The 17,854-nt window shown below is 65.1% G+C and carries 18 protein-coding genes; 6 read left to right on the top strand and 12 right to left on the bottom strand.

Going from position 1 to position 17,854, the window contains the following annotated elements:
* The first annotated feature begins 17 nt into the window (after positions 1 to 17).
* The 4 genes from MUU56_RS02470 to MUU56_RS02455 are packed head-to-tail and all read left to right on the top strand — an operon-like array spanning position 18 to position 3,944.
* On the top strand, positions 18 to 773 hold the full coding sequence (locus MUU56_RS02470; RefSeq protein ID WP_244765733.1) for an SDR family NAD(P)-dependent oxidoreductase: 756 nt from the start codon (positions 18 to 20) through the stop codon (positions 771 to 773).
* Positions 774 to 795: 22 nt separating this feature from the next.
* Positions 796 to 2,322, top strand: a complete 1,527-nt coding sequence (locus MUU56_RS02465; protein ID WP_244765732.1) for a class I adenylate-forming enzyme family protein — start codon at positions 796 to 798, stop codon at positions 2,320 to 2,322.
* A 24-nt stretch (positions 2,323 to 2,346) separates the two neighbouring features.
* Complete coding sequence (locus MUU56_RS02460) at positions 2,347 to 3,507, top strand: iron-containing alcohol dehydrogenase (RefSeq protein WP_244765731.1); 1,161 nt, start codon at positions 2,347 to 2,349, stop codon at positions 3,505 to 3,507.
* Complete coding sequence (locus tag MUU56_RS02455) at positions 3,507 to 3,944, top strand: acyl-CoA thioesterase (RefSeq protein WP_244765730.1); 438 nt, start codon at positions 3,507 to 3,509, stop codon at positions 3,942 to 3,944. Before MUU56_RS02460 ends, MUU56_RS02455 begins: the two co-directional genes overlap by 1 nt.
* 124 nt (positions 3,945 to 4,068) lie before the next feature.
* Here the strand turns inward: MUU56_RS02455 and MUU56_RS02450 are convergent, their stop codons facing one another.
* The 11 genes from MUU56_RS02450 to MUU56_RS02400 all read right to left on the bottom strand — a co-directional run bounded on the left by MUU56_RS02450 (position 4,069) and on the right by MUU56_RS02400 (position 14,234).
* On the bottom strand, positions 4,069 to 4,794 hold the full coding sequence (locus tag MUU56_RS02450) for an SDR family oxidoreductase (RefSeq protein WP_244765997.1): 726 nt from the start codon (positions 4,792 to 4,794) through the stop codon (positions 4,069 to 4,071).
* On the bottom strand, positions 4,791 to 5,861 hold the full coding sequence (locus MUU56_RS02445; RefSeq protein ID WP_244765729.1) for a carbohydrate kinase family protein: 1,071 nt from the start codon (positions 5,859 to 5,861) through the stop codon (positions 4,791 to 4,793). The genes MUU56_RS02450 and MUU56_RS02445 overlap by 4 nt, the downstream gene beginning before the upstream one ends.
* 18 nt (positions 5,862 to 5,879) lie before the next feature.
* The gene (locus MUU56_RS02440) at positions 5,880 to 6,605 is read right to left on the bottom strand and encodes an SDR family oxidoreductase (protein ID WP_244765728.1); all 726 of its coding nucleotides are present in this window, start codon (positions 6,603 to 6,605) and stop codon (positions 5,880 to 5,882) included.
* Between the two features lie 11 nt (positions 6,606 to 6,616).
* Positions 6,617 to 7,387 carry an SDR family NAD(P)-dependent oxidoreductase gene (locus MUU56_RS02435; protein WP_244765727.1) on the bottom strand — a complete coding sequence of 257 codons (771 nt, stop codon included), beginning with the start codon at positions 7,385 to 7,387 and terminating at the stop codon, positions 6,617 to 6,619.
* Between the two features lie 13 nt (positions 7,388 to 7,400).
* On the bottom strand, positions 7,401 to 8,462 hold the full coding sequence (locus MUU56_RS02430) for an ABC transporter ATP-binding protein (RefSeq protein WP_244765726.1): 1,062 nt from the start codon (positions 8,460 to 8,462) through the stop codon (positions 7,401 to 7,403).
* Between the two features lie 9 nt (positions 8,463 to 8,471).
* Positions 8,472 to 9,515: an NAD(P)-dependent alcohol dehydrogenase gene (locus tag MUU56_RS02425; protein WP_244765725.1), complete on the bottom strand. Its 1,044-nt coding sequence runs from the start codon at positions 9,513 to 9,515 to the stop codon at positions 8,472 to 8,474.
* Positions 9,516 to 9,547: 32 nt separating this feature from the next.
* Entirely contained in the window at positions 9,548 to 9,784 is a 237-nt protein-coding gene (locus MUU56_RS02420) for a DUF2160 family membrane protein (protein ID WP_244765724.1), read from the bottom strand.
* Positions 9,785 to 9,787: 3 nt separating this feature from the next.
* A complete protein-coding gene (locus tag MUU56_RS02415; RefSeq protein ID WP_244765996.1) occupies positions 9,788 to 10,624 on the bottom strand; it encodes a carbohydrate ABC transporter permease in 837 nt (278 codons plus the stop codon).
* On the bottom strand, positions 10,624 to 11,505 hold the full coding sequence (locus tag MUU56_RS02410) for a carbohydrate ABC transporter permease (protein ID WP_244765723.1): 882 nt from the start codon (positions 11,503 to 11,505) through the stop codon (positions 10,624 to 10,626). Before MUU56_RS02410 ends, MUU56_RS02415 begins: the two co-directional genes overlap by 1 nt.
* Before the next feature lie 107 nt (positions 11,506 to 11,612).
* Positions 11,613 to 13,046, bottom strand: a complete 1,434-nt coding sequence (locus MUU56_RS02405) for an extracellular solute-binding protein (protein WP_244765722.1) — start codon at positions 13,044 to 13,046, stop codon at positions 11,613 to 11,615.
* Between the two features lie 231 nt (positions 13,047 to 13,277).
* Positions 13,278 to 14,234, bottom strand: coding sequence for a helix-turn-helix domain-containing protein (locus MUU56_RS02400; protein WP_244765721.1), 957 nt, complete (start codon positions 14,232 to 14,234; stop codon positions 13,278 to 13,280).
* A gap of 496 nt (positions 14,235 to 14,730) precedes the next feature.
* On the opposite strand from MUU56_RS02400, the gene MUU56_RS02395 reads away from it, so the two are divergent.
* Complete coding sequence (locus MUU56_RS02395) at positions 14,731 to 15,615, top strand: sugar phosphate isomerase/epimerase family protein (protein ID WP_244765720.1); 885 nt, start codon at positions 14,731 to 14,733, stop codon at positions 15,613 to 15,615.
* Positions 15,616 to 15,660: 45 nt separating this feature from the next.
* Positions 15,661 to 16,887 (top strand): ROK family transcriptional regulator, encoded by a 1,227-nt coding sequence (locus tag MUU56_RS02390; protein ID WP_244765719.1) that lies wholly within the window; start codon positions 15,661 to 15,663, stop codon positions 16,885 to 16,887.
* Between the two features lie 115 nt (positions 16,888 to 17,002).
* On the opposite strand, the gene MUU56_RS02385 is transcribed toward MUU56_RS02390, so the two are convergent.
* Positions 17,003 to 17,851 carry a carbohydrate ABC transporter permease gene (locus MUU56_RS02385; RefSeq protein WP_244765718.1) on the bottom strand — a complete coding sequence of 283 codons (849 nt, stop codon included), beginning with the start codon at positions 17,849 to 17,851 and terminating at the stop codon, positions 17,003 to 17,005.
* Positions 17,852 to 17,854: the final 3 nt, after the last annotated feature.

Raw genomic sequence — 17,854 nt, 5'->3', positions numbered from 1 at the left:
ATCGAGGAGTTTCGTGAATGCAGACCAATCTGAATGACAAGGTGGCGCTGGTGACCGGCGGCGGAAGAGATGTCGGCGGAGATATCGCACGGTCTCTCGCGGCGGAAGGCGCCATCGTCGCCGTGAACTACAGCCGTTCGCAGGCCGAGGCGGAGGCGGTGGTCGCCGCGATCGCGGCCGCCGGCGGAAAGGCCAGGGCCTATAGGGCCGACATCAGCGAAAACGATCAGGTCAGGGCGATGGTCGCCGCCATCAAGGCGGATTTCGGGACCGTCGATGTGCTGGTCAACAATGCGGGATACGTCAAATACCAGCGGTTCGTCGATTCGACCCCTGAAGACTGGAGGAAGCAGATCGACATATGCCTCTACGGCGCGATCAATTGCTGCCACGCCGTCGCGCCGCTGATGATCGGGCAGAATTCCGGCCGCATCATCAATCTCGTCGGCGACAGTTCCCGCATCGGCGAAGCCAATCTGGCGCTGGCCGCGGCCGCGCGTGGCGGCACGATCGCGCTCGGCAAGTCGCTGGCCCGTGAATTCGGCCGAAACAACATCACGGTCAACACGGTTTCGCTCGGCCTGATCGAAACGTCCCATTCCGATCCCGATTTTCTCGAGAAGAACCGTGAGAAGATCGTAAAGGCCTATCCTTTGCGCCGCATCGGCAGGCCCGGCGACGTGGCGCCGATGGTGACCTTCCTGGCTTCCGAGGCATCCTCCTGGGTGACCGGCCAGGTGATCAGCGTCAACGGCGGATTCTGCATGGTCTGACCGGGAGGAGCGGGAGGAGAACATGATACACTTCGAGCTTATCGCGCCGGTCGGAGAAATCCTTCGGCGGAATGCGGGCCTGTATCCGGGCAAGATGGCCTTCGAGGACAGGAGACGGTCGGTCTCCCATGACGCCCTGGACCGCGAGACCGCGGAGCTGGCGTCTCGTCTGGTGGCGTTGGGCCTCGCGAAAGACGAGGCCGTCGCGATCTTCCTGCCGAACTCGGTGAACTGGGTCGTCGCCTGCCTTGCCGTCGTGCGGGCGGGAGGGATCGCCGTTCCCGTCAGCATCGAGGCGACCGAGGCCGAACTCGCCTACCGCATCGACGATGCGGAATGCGCCTTCGTGATCATGCCATCGCAGAAGCAGCCGCCGGTGGACGGATTGCCGCCGCGCGCCGGCAAACCGCCCGTCGTGATCGCCGTGGACGAGGAGGCCGGCTTTGGCGCAGCGGCGCCGGCGTCAGCCTTCGAGGATGACCGGGATATCGATCGCCCGGCCTTCATCGTCTATACATCCGGCACGACGGGCCAGCCCAAGGGCGTCCTGCTGTCGACGCGCTCCATGCTTTGGGTGGCGGCGGCATGCTGGGCGCCGATCGCCGGGCTGAACGAGAACGACGTCGTTCTCAACACCCTGCCTCTCTATCATTCCTATGCCCTCAACATCGCGGTTCTCTCCATCATCGCGACGGGCGCGAGCGAATATATCATGGAGAAGTTCTCGACCTCCCAGGCGACGGAACTTCTTCGCACGGGCCGCTTCACCTTCATGCCGGGCGTCCCGACGGTCTTCCACTATTTCCTGTCGGCCTGCCAGGCCAGTGGGGAACGGTTGCTTTCATCCGTCCGGCTTTGCGTCTCCGCCGGAGCGATCATGCCGGGAACGCTGAACAGCGACTTCGAGGCGTTCTTCGGCGTCCCGCTTCTGGATGGCTACGGCATCACCGAGACATCGACGATGGTGACCATGAACTGGCCCGGAAAATGGCGTGTTCCCGGTTCCTGCGGGCTGCCGGTGCCGGGCCTTGCGGTCCGTCTGGTCGATCCGAAAACAGGGCTGGATGTGCCGGCGGGCGTCGAGGGCGAATTGATCTGCAAGGGCCCGAACCTGATGCAGGGCTACCACAACAAGCCGCTGGAGACGGAAAAGGCCATCGTGGACGGATGGTATCATACCGGCGACCTCGCGAAGTCCGACATGAACGGCTTCCTCACCATCACCGGCCGCCTCAAGGAACTGATCATCCGCGGCGGCCAGAACATCGCGCCGGCGGAGGTCGAGGAGGCGATCCTGCTGCTGCACGACACGGTCATGGACTGCGCGGTGATCGGAATGCCCCATGCCATGCTGGGAGAGGTCCCCGTCGCCTGCATCGTCGTCAAGGACGGGCGGCCCTTCGACCAGGAGGATCTGATCCGGCATTGCAAGGCCCGCCTGTCTTCCTACAAGGTGCCCGATCGTGTCTATGTCGTGGCCGAGATCCCGCGCACGGGATCGGGAAAAATCCTGCGGGTCAAACTTCGCGAAAGCCTTCCTGCGGCGTGATGCAGGACGGCACAGGAGAAAATCATGAATCCCTTTGTGTTCAATACGACGAGCCAGATCGTTTTCCGCCCCGGCGCCGCGGCCGAGCTCGGCGGCCTGCTCGGCCCGCGATTTGGCGGGCGCATCCTGTTCGTCACGGACGGCGGCCTCAGGAAGCTTGGCCTGTGCGACGCCGCGCTCGCCGCGCTCTCGGGATCGGGAATGGAGGTTGCCGTTTTCGATGCGGTCGAGGCCGACCCTTCGCTGGCGACGGTTGAGGCCGCGGTGGAGGCGGCAAGGGCCGCGAGCGTGACAGGCGTGATCGGCTTCGGCGGCGGTTCCTCGCTGGATGTGGCAAAGGTCGTGGCGCTCGTCTGCGGCTCGGGCGAGGATCTCGATGGCGCGTGGGGCGTCGGCAATGCCAAGGGCCCCCGGCTGCCCCTGGCGCTCGTGCCCACGACGGCGGGGACGGGATCGGAGGTGACGCCGGTCTCGATCATCACGGTGGGCGGCGACGAGAAGCGCGGTGTCTCGTCGCCGGTCATCCTGCCCGACGTCGCGATCCTCGATGCGGACCTCACCCTCGGGCTGCCGCCGTCGATCACGGCTGCCACCGGCATCGATGCGATGGTGCACGCCATCGAGGCCTATGCCTCCCGAAACGCGAACAACAATCCGCTCTCCAGGATGCTGGCCCGGCAGGCGCTGCAGTTGCTGGGCGCGAACATCGAGACGGCGGTCTTCGACGGCAAGGACCGGGCGGCGCGAGGTGCGATGCTCCTCGGCTCCATGCTGGCAGGCCAGGCCTTCGCCAATTCGCCGGTCGCCGCCGTGCATGCGCTCGCCTATCCGATCGGCGGGACGTTCCATGTTCCGCACGGGCTTTCCAACGCGCTCGTGCTTCCCCATGTCCTGCGCTTCAACGCGCCGGAGGCGGCGTCCGTCTATGCGGAGATCGCCGCCGATGCCTTTCCGGATCTCTCGTGCGAGCAGGATGGCGGGCAGCGCTGCGCGGCCTTCATCGAGCGGCTGGCCGAACTGTCGGCACGGCTCGGGCTGCAAGCCCGGTTGCGGGATGTCGGCATCGGCGAGGAGCATCTGGCGGGTATGGCGCGAGACGCCATGAAGCAGACCAGGCTCCTCGTGAACAATCCCCGGGCGGTAAGTGAAACGGACGCCCTCTCGATCTACAAGGCGGCCTGGTGATGACGGAACGGACGGGACCCGGCGGGCGCTCCGGCTACAAGGTTTTCCGGACGATCGGAACGCGCTGGTCGGACAACGACACATACGGGCACATGAACAATGTCGTCCATTACAGCCTCTTCGACAGCGCGGTGAATGGCTTCCTCATCGAAAACGGGGTTCTGGATATCAGGGGAGGATCGGAGATCTTCCTCGTCGTCGAGACAGGGTGCCGCTATCACGCGGAAATGACCTTCCCGGACGTGGTCACGGCCGGCATCCGTGTCGCCCGGCTCGGAAGCTCGTCCGTCCGCTATGAGATCGGGCTCTTCCGCAACGAGGAAGACATCGCGGCGGCGGAAGGCTTTTTCATCCATGTGAATGTCGACCGCATGGCACGGCGCCCCGTGCCGTTCGGGCATGCCGCAAGACGCGTGCTTGAACCGCTGCTGGTTTAGGCAGGGTTGCCGGTGGACAAAGGGCGGCCACGGCTATTATCCCAGCGGTCCGGGAGGTGTTCCTGAGTGGTCGCCTCCCTCGCGGAGGTTTGGATTGAAACCTGTCGCTGCCATTCCTGGCGGGTCAGATGTCGAAATTCGACGGAAGGACGACGACGTCGCGGATGGTGACGTTCCGGGGGCGGGTCAGCATGAAGATGACCGCATCGGCCACTTCGGCGGGCTCGATCAGGCTTCCCGATTCCTTGGCCTTCCGGAGGTTTTCCTCGGGCCAGTCGGCAAGCAGCGCGCTGATCACGGGGCCTGGAGAAACCGACCCGACCCGGATGCCCTTCTTGTTGACCTGCCGGCGCACCGTCTGGACGAAGCAGGTCATGGCCCATTTCGATGCCGAATAGACCGGCTCCCACGGAACCGGATAGTGGCCCGCCACCGAACTCGTCACGATGATGTCGCCGGCGCCGCGCTCGATCATGTGCGGCAGCACGTCATGGACGTTCTTCATCACGACGTTGACATTGAGGTTGAGCATCCGATCGATATTGGCGGTCTGCGCATCGACCAGGTCTCCGCCTATATAGGTGCCGGCATTGGCGTGAAGGATATCGAGCCGGCCGGTCAGTCGCTCGACGGCGGGCATCAATGTCGCGCAGTCCGCCGGGTCGAGAAGATCGATCACCAGCGGGATCGCGGCACCTCCGAGGTCCGCGCAAACGGCATCGAGGGCATTGCGATCACGGTCGACGAGCACGACATGCGCGCCCTCGGCAATCATCGCCTTCGTGCTCGCAAGCCCTATCCCCGAAGCTGCGCCCGTCACCGCCGCGACCTTGCCTTCCAGTTGCTTCACCATGTCCGTGTCCCTTCCGAGTCGGGTTGAGGTTTCGTCAAATCCGGTTGCCTGCGCCTGTCCCAGGTCCGCGCCGTGTCGAGGCATTGCCGCCAGGAAACGACCCCGTCGGTCGTGCCCGCCGAGCGCAGCGAACAGGCGGCCGCCGCATGGCCGAGCCACAGGCTGTCGGCCAGCGGCCAGTTCTCGTGCAGGCCGTAGAGGAAGCCCGCTGCAAACGCGTCCCCTGCGCCGTTCGGCCCGACGATCGCATCGGGCGGCACGCTGGCCGATGGTACGAAAATCCTCTCGCCCGTGCGCGTGACGGTGATCGCCCCCTCGGGAAAATGCACGGTCACGAGCCGCATCGCGCCCCGTTCGAGGACCGTGGCCGAGGCTGCGGCGCAGGCGTCGGCGTTCGCCCTGCCGCCGTCCATGGTCGCGATCCCCGCCAGCGCGCCGATCTCGCTGTCGTTGACGATCAGCGTGTCGAGATGCGGCAGGCCTGGCAGGATCAGCGCGCGCAGGCGCTCCGGCGTGACCGTGCAGAGTTCGAGATTGGTTTCAAGGCCGGCGGCGCGGGCGGCCCTGAGCACGCTTACCCATCCGTTGGCATCCGTCCCCCAGGGGGCATCCATCCGGGGATGGATGCCCGGCAGGCCGAGATGCAGGACGCGTGCCGTCGTTCCGGAAAAGTCGAAATGGTCCGGCGTCAGCAGCGCCCCGGCGCCGAGATCCGAGATATGCGTGCGCTGGCCGCTCTCCTGTGAGATGAAGGCCTCGGTCGTGTGGGTCGGCGCTTCGCGGCTGACATGCATCTGCCGGCAATCGAGCCCCGCCCGGTCCGCCTCGGCGATCAGCTTGCGCCCCGCATCGTCATCGCCCACGAGCCCGATCGTCTCGACCGGCATCGTCGGGTCGAGGCGCTTGACGTCGATGGCGAGATTGCAGGCCGAGCCGCCGCCGCGCTCTTCCAGCCCCCAGGCGATGCCGACGCTGTCCTCGCGCGGCCAGGCGTCGATCTTGCGGTTGCGGTCGAGGCACCAGGTGCCGCCCGTGATGAAACCACGCCTTTCTACTCCGGCCACGGCATCCTCCAGCGGGGTTCAGGCGATCGTGTAGCCGCCGTCGACCGGCATCGACAGGCCGTTGACCATCGCCGCCTCGTCCGACAGCAGGAACAGGATGACTTCGGCGATGTCGTCGGGATCGGCGAAGCGGCCGACCGGGATGCGGCCGAGCATGCCTGCGGCCTTGTCCGGGTCGCTCCAGGCCTTGACCGCCATGGGGGTGAGGGTGACGGTCGGGTGCACACCGTTGACGCGGATGCCCTTCGGCGCGAGCTCCCTGGCCATCACCCGCGTCAGCCCGTCGAGGCCGGATTTCGAGGCGCAGTAGGCGGCATGGTCGGGAATGCCGACAAAGGCCGCGACGCTCGACACGTTGACGATCGCACCCTTTGCGCCTTTCCCCACCCTGTCGCGCGCATATTCCTGCGCCACGATCATCGGCGCCCGGGTGTTGACGGCATAGAGGAGGTCGAAGTTCTCGACCGAGACGTCGAGGAAGGGTTCGAGCTCGGTTGTGCCCGCGCAGTTGACCAGGTAGTCGGCCGGCAGCGCCTTGAGGGCCGCGGCGCGCGTTGCCGCCGCATCGGCGAGATCGACCGGGATCGGGACGCAGCCGATCTCCTTTTCCAGGCTTTCGAGGTCGGCGGCCGAGCGTGTCAGGGCCACGACCTTCGCGCCCCGCCGGGCGAGCATCACGGCGGTTGCCCTGCCGATGCCCTTGCCGGCGCCGGTGACGATCACATGCTTGCCCGTGAAATCCATGTCTTCCTCCTCTACCAGCAGGTGAAACCGGCATCCGCCTTCACGGTCGCGCCGGTGATCAGGCTCGACGCGTCCGAGGCCAGGAAATGCACGACGGATGCGATTTCATGCGGCTGGCCCATGCGGCCCATCGGCGTGTCGCGGATCCAGATGTCCATCATCGCCTTGTCGACCACGGTCCTGGTCATCTCGGTTTCGATATAGGTCGGCGCGACGGCGTTGACGCGCACGCCGCGATCCGCCCATTCGGCGGCAAGCGAGGCGGTGAGATGATGCACCGCCGCCTTCGAGGCGTTGTAGTAGGACTGCATCTGCGGGCGGTTGACGATATAGCCCGACATCGAGCCGATATTGACGATCGCGCCGCGCCCGGCCCGCAGCATGTGCCGGCCGAAGGCCCGGCAGCACCAGAAGACGCCGTTGTAGTTGACGTCGTTGACGCTGAGCCAGACCTCGTCCGGCGTGTCCTCGGCGGCAAACCCGGTGCGGGCGATGCCGGCATTGGCGACGAGCGTGTCGACGCGGCCATGCGCCTCGACGATGGCATCGGCGATGCGGCCGACGGCGGCGGAATCGGTCACGTCGAGCACATGCGCGTCGGCATCATGGCCGTTTTTCGCCAAGGCCTCCCTGCCGGCCTCGGCGATCGCGTCCTCCCGGTCGATGATGACGATCTTGGCGCCGGCCTCGGCGAGTGCCTCGCAGCAGGCAAGCCCGATGCCGCGCCCGCCGCCGGTCACCACCGCGACCTGGCCGTCCATCCGGAATTTCTCGAAGAACACGGCACTTCTCCTTTCAGATACGCTTGCCGCTCTGGCGGTCGAAGAGGTGGACGCGCTGGCTGTCGATCGAGAGCGGGATCGTCTCGCCAGGCCTTGATGCGACGCGGTCGCGCACGGCGGCGTTCAGCGGGTCCTCGCCGATGCGCGCGAAGATCTGGGTTTCCGAACCGGTGGGCTCCAGCACGGAGATGGTGGCGGCGATCCCGCCGGGGCGCACGTCGATATGCTCGGGGCGGATGCCGTAGACCACGGGTTCCGGGCGCGGCGCGGTCCCGGCCGGCACCGGCAGGACCGTGCCGTGGTCGCTGACGAACACCGTTTCGCCGTCCCGGCCTTCGAGCCTGCCGAGCACGAAGTTCATCGCCGGCGAGCCGATGAAGCCGGCGACGAAGGTGTTGGCGGGCCGGTCGTAGAGATCGAGCGGCGCGCCGATCTGCTCGACATGGCCGTCGCGCATCACCACGATCTTGTCGGCCATGGTCATGGCCTCGATCTGGTCGTGCGTCACATAGACCGTGGTGGTCTTCAGCCGCTGGTGCAGTTCCTTGATCTCGACGCGCATGGTCACGCGCAGCTTGGCGTCGAGGTTGGACAGCGGCTCGTCGAACAGGAACACCTGGGGATCGCGCACGATCGCCCGCCCCATGGCGACGCGCTGGCGCTGGCCGCCGGAAAGCTGCTTGGGATAGCGGTCGAGCAGCTTTTCCAGCGCCAGGATTTCGGCGGCTTTTTTCACCTTGGCGGCGATCTCGTCCTTCGGCCGGCCCTTCAGCTTCAGCGGAAAGCCCATGTTCTCGGCCACCGTCTTGTGCGGATAGAGCGCGTAGTTCTGGAACACCATCGCGATGTCGCGATCCTTGGGCAGGACGTCGTTGACCACGCGCCCGCCGATATCGACCTCGCCGCCGGAAATCCTTTCCAGCCCTGCGATCATCCTGAGCAGGGTCGACTTGCCGCAGCCGGACGGGCCGACGAGCACGACGAACTCGCCATCGGCGATATCGATGTTCACCCCATGGATGACCTGGAGACTACCGTATTTCTTGACGACATTCCTGACGGCGACCTGAGCCATGTGTCTTCCTCATTGGGGCAGAAGGATCTGCATCTTCACCTCGCCCTTCGGCGCGGCGGCGGCGATCTCGAAGGCCTCGACGCTCTCGTCGAAGCTGAAATTGCGGGTTATCAGCGGCTTGACGTCGATCGCGCCGGACGACAGCATGGCGACGCAGCGCGGGAACACATGGGCATAGCGGAACACGTGCTCGACACGCGCCTCGCGCACCATGGCCTTGCCGACATCGTACTGGACCGGATGCACCTGCGAGCCGATGAACACGACGCGCCCGCCGGGGCAGAGCGGATCGAACACGCCTTCCGCGCCCTTGGGATGGCCCGAGCATTCGAAGACGATCTCGACGCCCCATCCGTTGGTGGCCTTCAGGATCTCCGCCGCCAGGTCCTGTCGCTGGACATTGACCGGGACGATCGCGCCGAGCTTTGCGGCGATCTCCAGCTTCGCATCGTCGATATCGCTGACGAAGACGCGGGCGCAACCCGCCGCGAGCGCCGAAAGCGCGGTGACGAGACCGATCGGGCCGGCGCCGATGACGAGCGCGATGTCGCCCGGCTTCACCTGCGCCTTGGTGGCGGCGTGCACGCCGACGGCGAGCGGCTCGACCATCGCCGCTTCGGCGAAGGAGACGTTGTCCGGCAGCTTGAAGGTGAAGTCGGCCGGGTGGACGACGGTGGGGCGCAGCACGCCGTGGATCGGCGGCGTCGCCCAGAAGCGCACGGCGGGATCCACGTTGTAGAGGCCGAGCCGGGTCGCGCGGCTGTTGGGATCGGGAATGCCCGGCTCCATGCAGACCCGGTCGCCGACCGTGAGGCCGGTCACGTCCGGGCCGGTTTCGATCACGGTCCCGGAGGCCTCGTGGCCGAGGATCATCGGCGCCTTCACCTGGAAGACGCCGGTGCCGCCATGGGTATAGTAGTGCACGTCCGAGCCGCATATGCCGACGGTGTGCAGCTTGATGCGCACGTCGCGGGCCCCCAGGACCTCCTCGCGCTCGATCGGGAAATCCCTGAGCGACAGCTTCAATCTTTCTTCGAGAACAAGCGATTTCATCGTTCCATTCCATCCTGGCTTGAGGAAATGCCTCAGCCGCGCCAGACGATCAGCACCCCGAGCGCGATCGCCAGAACGTGGCAGACGGTGAGCGGGATCGACTGTTCCAGGAACCGCATCCAGAACAGCTCCAGCGCGACGAACAGGTAGATCCCGACGAAGAGCCGGTCGAACCAGTTCGTCCTGATCGGCAGGAAGCCGGTGCGCCGCACCGGCCTTTGATCGGTTTGGCGGTCCTCGGCGGTATCGGGGTCGACATGATGCTCCATGGCCTACTCCTTGACCGCGCCGAAGGTGAGGCCCGCCACGATGTGACGCTGCACCATCGAGAAGATGATGAGGGCCGGGATCAGCGTGATCACGGCTATCGAGGCCATCGCGCCCCATTCGGTGCCGGTCGTCGTCACGTATTCCGAAAGGCCCGTGGTGATGGTCCGGGCGTTGAAGCTGGTGAGCGTGGCCGCCAGCAGGAACTCGTTCCAGGCGAACACCCAGGTGAGGATGAAGGTCACCGCGAGGCCGGGCCGGGCGAGGGGGAAGACCACCTCGTGGATGACCTGCCACGTCGTGGCGCCGTCGACCGTCGCTGCTTCGTCGAGTTCCTTCGGTATGCCGTCCATGGTGGGCCTGAGCGTCCAGATCGCGAAGGGCAGGTTGAAGGTGCAGTAGAGCAGCACCATGCCGATCTTGGTGTCGTAGAGCTTCCAGTCGCCGATCGTGAAGACCTGGGTGAACAGCAGGAAGAAGGGCAGCAGGAACACGGCGGCGGGCGCCATGCGGTTGGTGATCGTCCAGAAGAAGATGTTCTCCTTGCCGGCGAGATCGAAGCGCGACAGCGCATAGCAGGCCATGAAGGCAAGCACGGTGACCAGCGCCGCGTTGCTGGTCGAGATGACCAGCGAATTGTACATGTAGCGGCGGATCGTCTCGTTGGAGAGCACCTTGACGTAGTTGTTCCAGTAGACCGTATCGAGGATCAGGCTCGGCGTGGTGAACAGGTCCACCGCGGGCTTCACCGAGATGACGAAGAGCCAGTAGATCGGAAACAGCGTCAGGAAGCTGAGCAGGATCCAGAAGACGAGGTAGAGGATGGGGCTCGACTGGCGCATCATTCCGCCTCCTTCTTCTGGCGCGGCGCGACCAGCGCCACATAGAGCAGCCAGCACATGACCAGCGTCAGATAGAGGACGATGACCGATATGGCGGCGCCGTAGCCGTAATCCGTCTTCGGGAAGACGATCTTCCAGATGTGCAGGCCGACATAGCGGGTCGCCGCGCCCGGCCCGCCGGAGGTGAGCATCCAGACCTCGTCGACGGTGCGCAGCGCGTCCATGAGACGGATGAAGACGGTGGCGAGGATGGCGGGACGGATCATCGGCAAGGTGATGTGCCAGAAGATCTGCCAGCGGTTCGCCCCGTCGATCTGGGCCTGTTCGAACGGCTCCTTGGGCAGGGACAGGAGGGCTGCGAGCAGCGTCAGCGTCACCAGCGGCGTCCAGTGCCAGATATCCATGATGACAGTGAGCAGGAAGGCGGCGCCGGCGTCCCGGCCGATATTGAGGTCGTAGCCGAACCAGGTCTTGAGCAGGTAGGGGATGATGCCGATCGACGGCGTGGTCATCAGGCGCCAGACGGAGCCGACGACGATGGGCGCCACGATCAGCGGCAGCGTGTGGACGGTGCGGAACAGGCCGCGGCCGGGAAACTCGCGCATGAACAGCTGCGCCAGCAGATAGCCGAGGATGATCTCGCTCACGACCGCGAAGAAGGCGAACTTGATCGTGACGGCGATCGATAGCAGGAATTCCCGGTCGAACACCAGGCGGCGGAAATTGTTCGCGCCGTTATAGGTCATGAGAGGGTCCGCGCCGAACGGGTTCCAGTGGTGGAAGGCGACGTAGAGCACGTAGATGAAGGGCGCGATGCCGAAGACGGCGAGGATCGCAATCGTCGGGGCAAGCATCAGCCAGCCCACCGTGTTCGAACGCATGAAGGCGGTCTCCCGAGGCAACAGGAGCAGGCCGCGGCCTGCCGCGAAGACGGCTGCGTCCGGGCGGCGATCCTGGGAGGTGCCGTCCGGACGCAGGCTCTGCCGAGCTACTTGCGATAGCCGAGGTTGGTCAGTTCCTCCTCGGCCTTGGCCGCCATCTGGTCGAGGCCTTCGTCGGGGCCGATCTCGCCGAGCAGGATGCTGTAGAAGATCGGCGCGGTGGCTTCGCGGACCTGCGCATGGAACGGGAAGGGCGGTGCGCCGGCGAACAGCTTGCCCTCGTTCTTGAGCATCGAGTAGTAGCCGTTCAGCTGCTTGTCCATCTCGATGACCTTGGGGTCGTCATAGGTCGCGGTGTTGGTGATGCGCGGCGCCGCGACGGCCCAGTCCGCCTGTACCGAATCCTGCCCGATGAACTGCAGGAAGAGCAGAGCCGCCTCCTTGTTCTTCGAGGTGATCGGAAGGCCGAAGGCGCCGCCGTCATAGTAGCCGAGATAGCCGGTGCCGCCCTTCACTTCCTCCAGGACCGCCGCATCCGTCGGAGGCAGGGCCACGCCCACATTGCCCACGACCCGCGATTTTTCCGCATCGGAAGCGATCCAGGCGGCGTTCTCGCCGTAGACGAGGCCCTGGGCGACGCGGCCGGCGGCAAATGTGGTGCCGACTTCCGTCCAGGTCGAGGCGGCCGATTCCGGCGGTGCGATGTCGCGCAGGTGCAGCCAGTATTTCAGCGCGGCCTTGGCCTTGTCGCTGTTCATCTGGCCGCCGTTCGCGACCGTCGCGGCATAGTTGTTGCCGGCGTCGATGCCCCAGTTGTAGACCCCGAAGGTCGGCGCGACCGACTCGAAGAACTCGTACCAGGACGCCGGATGGCCGGTATGCGCCTGCGCCGTCGTGCCCCACAGCTCGAGGCCGTTGTCCTTGCCGTATTTGGTGAAGAATTCCGCGATCTGCGTGTACTCCTCATGCGTGGCCGCAGGCTTCAGGTCCTTGCCGGTCTCGGCCTTGAAGGCCTCCTGGATCTTCGGGTCGTTGAAGAGGTCGGTCCGGTAGAGATAGACCTTGATGAAGGCCTCCATCGGCACGCCGAAGAGATCGCCGTCCGCGTTCTTGAAGTAGTTGGCGAAGGTCGTGAAATGCGTCTCGTCGAAATCCGGCGACTTCAGCGACGCATCGTCCTTGAGCGACTGGGTGATGTTGACCAGGAAGTTGCGTGCGAGATAGGCGTAGATGATGTCCTGCTCGATATAGACCATGTCATAGATGCCGGTCTTGGCTTCCATGTCCTTGATGGCCTTGTCGTACATCTGGTCCCAGGAGGTCGTCTCGATCTCGACCTTGATGCCGGTCTTCTTCTCGAATTCCGGTGCCAGCACGTCCTTGATGTAGTTCGACGGCGGCGTGCTCTCGGTGACGCCGTGCAGCACGACGCCCTGGTATTTCGCGCCGGCATCCGACCAGAAGTCGGCTTTTGCGGATATCACGCTCGCCAGCAGGCCGAGCGTGAGGGCCGCCAGTCCAATTCCAGATTTCCTGATCATACACTCCTCCTTGAATGATCCCGCCCGCCGACGGTTCCGGCAGGGCTGTTGGCGTCCGGCATTCCGGACGGTGCCCGAAGCATCCGGTCACACGGCTCCTCCCGTGTCCGGCGGCTTCGTCTGCGATCAGGGGATTTCGGCTCAGGCTCCGTCCCGAGAAGCAATTCCCATGAGCGTGCGCCAAGAGTAGTGCTGGCTAAAAAACGCTGCCACGCGCGGTTTGCGGCCGACCTATACTTTTCCGCCGACGGCGGTCATGCCGGCGGAATAGGCGCGGATTTCCCGGAAGGGATCGGGACGCGAGTCGGTGCCGATCTTGTGGGCGTTACGCCGGTAGTCGGATGGCGTCCGCCCGCAGATCTTGAAGAACTGCCTGTTGAAGTTGGCGATGTTGTTGAAGCCCACGTCGAAGCAGATGTCGGTGATCGGCCGGTAGGTCTGGGTCAGCAGCGAGCAGGCGGCATAGATGCGCGCAAGGATGACATAGCGCGCGAAGGTATGGCCCGTCTGGCGCTTGAACAGGCGCGAAAAGGCCTGCGGCTCGAGCCGGCAATGGCGCGCCACCGCGGCGAGGTCGATCTGCTGGCTGTAGTTTTCCAGCACGTAGCGCATCGCCGAATCCAGCTCCGGCGGCGGCTCGACCTGCGTTGCGGCGGGCGCGAGGCGCGAAAGCCGGCGCCGGTCGGCCGGATCGCCGGCGAGCGTAATCATCAGCTGCAGGAAGAGCACAATGCGCTCGGCGCCGCGCGCCGATCCCATCTGGGCAAGCAGGCGCCGGCCGGCCATCGCCGTCGCCCCGCGGAATTCCACGCCGTAGACCGCATCCTCGAACAGGGGGCGGATGCAGCCGAGTTCCGGGCAGAGGGCCGTCACCCGGTTTGCCCATTCCGCGGTGAACTGGATCAGCATGTCGCGGTTGTGCACCAGCTTGCCGGGCTCGATGTCGCTGACCCAGTTGTGCGGCACGTTCGGCCCGGTAAGCACCAGGCAGCCCGGCTCGAACTCGCCGATATAGTCGCCCACCATCATCACGCCGGAGGTGGAGCGCGTCAGATGCAGCTCGTATTCGGGGTGGTAGTGCCATTTGGCCCCGAAATAGGGATAGTCGTGCATGTTCCAGCGGAAGGATTCCGCGGGCGGGCAAATGATCATCTCGAAATCGGGAACGATCCGCAAATCTGCCTTCATCGCACTCCTCCTCCAACACGGCCCAGCCCGTGACCCTGTCGACCGGCCGGCCGCCATATCCCGCAGCCTCCGTGCCCCGGTCGGCACTCCTGCCGGCAAATTCCTTCCGTACCGCCCGCGCCGGATCGCCGCCGAACATGCCGCGATGCCCGGAAGTCCTCCGCGAGAAGGGAACGTCAGCCTCCGAAGGGCCGTTCGCGCATTTCCCGCTCCGGTTCCGGCATTGGAGCAGCCTATATGTTGCTTAATATTACGAATTAATTCACGAATAAAAATGCTGTCAACATCAATCTCAAACGGCACATCCAGGGCGGATTTGAAGTCTTCGCTGGTGCAAAACATGATTTTTGCAGCGCAGAAGAGTTCGTCAACTCAGTCCATTCCGTCGAATACCCTTCGATTCCGCTTTGCAAAAGCCTCTTGACAGTCGAAGGCGAGATATATTTGTTGCATAAAGCAACATAAATGGCAAGACCATCGGGCCGGGGGAGGCGTCATGGGGCGGCTGGGTATTCATTCCTTCGTATGGACAGGCGGTCAGACGCAGGCCATGCTTGAGGACGCGATGGAGAAATCGGCGTCCTGCGGCTACAAGCTGATCGAGTTCGCCTATCTCCGCCCCGAGAAATTCGATCTCGACCGGCTGGCCAGGCGGGCAGGATCGCTCGACCTCGACATCGCGGTCACCATGGGGCTACCCTTCAGCCATGACGTGTCGAGCGAGGATCCGGAAACGGTGAAGGCCGGGGAAAGGATGCTGGCCGATGCGGTCAGGGCCGTGCGGGATATCGGCGGCAGCAAGCTTGGCGGCATCCTCTATTCGGCCCATGCGAAATACGCGCGCATGCCGTCCAGGGCGGGCTGGGACAACAGCGTCGCGGCGATCGCCAGAACGGCGGACATCGCCCGGTCGGCCGGCGTCGACCTTGTGCTCGAAATCGTCAACCGCTTCGAGACCAACCTTCTCAACACCACCGCGCAGGGGCTCGATTTCATCGCGCAGACCGGTTCGGACCATGTCCGCCTCCACCTCGATACCTTCCACATGAACATCGAGGAGGCGAACCCGGCGGCGGCCATCCGGCTTGCCGGCGACAGGATCGGCTACTTCCACATAGGCGAGAGCAATCGCGGCTATCTCGGCGACGGCGTCATCGACTTCGACCGGATATTCGACGCCTTGCTCGATATAGACTACGGGCGCGACATCACCTTCGAATCCTTTTCGAGCGCCGTCGTCGACGAGAGCCTGTCGCTCGCCTGCGCGATCTGGCGCGACACCTGGACCGACAACATGCCGCTGGCGCAGCATGCAAGGCGCTTCATCGACCTCAAGATGGACGAGGCGAGGCGCCGCCGCGCGACCAACGCCCGCGCCTGAGGGACGGGCCATGCGGGACGTTCCGTTGGGCAAGGAGGGGTGCCCGTGAGTGACGTGGGTGCAATCGGCGCTTCGCGCGCCACCCGCCAGCGCAACGAGCTGGCGGCCATGCGGGCCCTGCACCGGTTCAGGCGGCTCAGCCGCGCCGAGCTGGCCCGCTTTCTCGGACTGAACCGCTCGTCGTCCGGCCACATCGTCGCGGGCCTGACGCAGGAGGGGCTCGTGCGCGAAGTCGGCGCCCTCGCGCAGGCGCGCGGCCTGCACGCCCATGCCGGCAGGCCGGGCATCCTGATCGAACTCGTGCCCGAGGCGGCGGTGTTCCTGGGGGTCGAGATCGGCGTGGAGCACATCACCACCGTCGAGATCGATCTCGCATCGCGGATCGTCAGCGCCAACGCCGTTCCCTTCGCGGGCGCCTCCACCGATGTCGGGGCCGCCGTGGCGCAGGCTGTCGGAAGGGCGTTCGAATCCCTGTCGCCCGAGCGGCTGGAGCGGTGCGAGGGCATCGGGGTGGCGGCGCCCGCGCAGATGGACCGCCATGGCCGCGTCCGCGTGGCGCCGCTGCTGGGTTGGGAAAACGTGCAGCTTGCCGATCTCGTGCGCGCCGCCCTGCCGGTGCCGCTTCCGGTTCTGGTGGAGAACGATGCGAACGCCTTTGCCATCGGCGCCTCCTATGGCCGCAGCGAGCCCCATTCCGGGGTTGCGCTCTTCCTCGTCATGGAAAGCGGCGTCGGCGGCGGCATCATCGTCGACGGCAGTCTTTTCCGCGGCGCGCATGGCCTTGCCGGTGAAATCGGCCACCTGCGGGTGCAGGGCGGGGATGCGCCCGAGCGCAGCCTCGAGGAGGTGCTCGGGCTCGAATGCATCCTGACGGACTACCGGTCGACCGCGCCGGCCGGCGAGCCGACATTCGCCGCCTTTCTCGCCGATGTGCGCGACCGCGTGCCGGGTGCCGTGGCGATCGCGGAGCGATGGGCCCGCGCCCTGGCCTTCGGCCTCATCCAGGCCTGCCGCATGATTGATGCCGACCGCATCGTGCTCGGCGGCTCGGTCGCCGCGCTCTACCCGCTGATGGCGGCGCGTGTGCTCCACTACATCCAGGCCATGCAGGAAGCGAGCTTTCCACTGCCGGCGATCGAAACGAACGACGACGAGACGATCGGCCCCGCTTTCGGCGCAGCCTGCATGCTGCACCAGCGCTACCTCTCGAACGAGGAGAGCCCCCGGCTCGCGGAGCCGCCCCCGCTTCAGGAGCCTGCACCGCCGGCATGATCAACCGTGCGGCGAAAAGCGATCCTTGAAACGGCCTTCGTCCGGAGCCGTCGGCAATGGCATGCGGGCGCGCCTACATGCTCCGGGCAGATCGACCGTGGACATCGCCGGCCTTTCAGCTTTTGACCGATCCCGCCGTCATGCCGGCCAGGAAGTAGCGTTGGGCGACCAGATACAACACGAGCAGCGGAAGCGATCCGAGCACGCTCATGGCCATCATCTCGTTCCACTCGAAGGCATGTTGTCCCATGAGAAGCTGGATTCCGATGGGCACGGTTCTCAGATCCATCGACTTGGTCAGCGTGAGGGCGAAGAGGAATTCGTTCCAGGAGAGCAGGAACGTATAGACCGCGGTCGCGACGATGCCCGGCGTCGATACCGGAACGATCACCCGCCACAGCGCCGTCCAGCTCGAACCGCCATCGACCAGTACCGCCTCGTCGAGCTCCTTCGGCAGCGTGTTCAGATAGCCCGTCATCAACAGCACGGCATAGGGCAGGGTGAAGACCAGGTAGGTGAGGATCAGCGCCAGATAGGTGTCGAAGATCCGGAATGCCACCACCATGCCGAAATAGGGGATGAGGAGGGTGATCGGCGGCACCGTCTGCGTGCTGATGATGAAGATGTTCAGCGTGTTCTTGAAGCGGAACGAATAGCGGCTGAAGCCGTAGGCGGTGAGGATCGCGATGAAGAGCGTCAGCACCGTCACGACGCCGGCAACGAAGTAGCTGTTGATGAAGAAGCGCACTTTCGTCGGATCGTTGAAGATCGTCAGATAGGCCGAGATCGTAAAGTCGTCCGGCAGCAATCTTGGCGGCAGGGCAAAGATCTCCGTGTTGGACTTCAGGGAGCTGAAGACCATCCAGACGATCGGGAAGGCCGCGAAGACCAGGCCGACGGCCAGGCCGGCATAGGTGAGAAGCGTCGGCAGGACCGAGTTCTTGAAGGACCGTTTTCTTGCCATGCC

It is taken from the genome of Shinella yambaruensis (assembly GCF_022899355.1).
Lineage (GTDB): Bacteria > Pseudomonadota > Alphaproteobacteria > Rhizobiales > Rhizobiaceae > Shinella > Shinella yambaruensis.
The sequence above is the reverse complement of the archived record's forward strand: the minus strand, read 5'-3'. Positions and strand labels throughout refer to the sequence as shown.

Bases quoted from the DNA above. Each gene is read 5' to 3' on its own strand.
- MUU56_RS02470 (WP_244765733.1), top strand. From the start codon at position 18: ATGCAGACCAATCTGAATGACAAGGTGGCGCTGGTGACCGGCGGCGGA.
- MUU56_RS02460 (WP_244765731.1), top strand. From the start codon at position 2,347: ATGAATCCCTTTGTGTTCAATACGACGAGCCAGATCGTTTTCCGCCCC.
- MUU56_RS02400 (WP_244765721.1), bottom strand. From the start codon at position 14,234: ATGAAGGCAGATTTGCGGATCGTTCCCGATTTCGAGATGATCATTTGC.
- MUU56_RS02395 (WP_244765720.1), top strand. From the start codon at position 14,731: ATGGGGCGGCTGGGTATTCATTCCTTCGTATGGACAGGCGGTCAGACG.
- MUU56_RS02430 (WP_244765726.1), bottom strand. From the start codon at position 8,462: ATGGCTCAGGTCGCCGTCAGGAATGTCGTCAAGAAATACGGTAGTCTC.
- MUU56_RS02465 (WP_244765732.1), top strand. From the start codon at position 796: ATGATACACTTCGAGCTTATCGCGCCGGTCGGAGAAATCCTTCGGCGG.
- MUU56_RS02420 (WP_244765724.1), bottom strand. From the start codon at position 9,784: ATGGAGCATCATGTCGACCCCGATACCGCCGAGGACCGCCAAACCGAT.
- MUU56_RS02455 (WP_244765730.1), top strand. From the start codon at position 3,507: ATGACGGAACGGACGGGACCCGGCGGGCGCTCCGGCTACAAGGTTTTC.
- MUU56_RS02385 (WP_244765718.1), bottom strand. From the start codon at position 17,851: ATGGCAAGAAAACGGTCCTTCAAGAACTCGGTCCTGCCGACGCTTCTC.
- MUU56_RS02405 (WP_244765722.1), bottom strand. From the start codon at position 13,046: ATGATCAGGAAATCTGGAATTGGACTGGCGGCCCTCACGCTCGGCCTG.
- MUU56_RS02425 (WP_244765725.1), bottom strand. From the start codon at position 9,515: ATGAAATCGCTTGTTCTCGAAGAAAGATTGAAGCTGTCGCTCAGGGAT.
- MUU56_RS02440 (WP_244765728.1), bottom strand. From the start codon at position 6,605: ATGGATTTCACGGGCAAGCATGTGATCGTCACCGGCGCCGGCAAGGGC.
- MUU56_RS02415 (WP_244765996.1), bottom strand. From the start codon at position 10,624: ATGCGCCAGTCGAGCCCCATCCTCTACCTCGTCTTCTGGATCCTGCTC.
- MUU56_RS02410 (WP_244765723.1), bottom strand. From the start codon at position 11,505: ATGCGTTCGAACACGGTGGGCTGGCTGATGCTTGCCCCGACGATTGCG.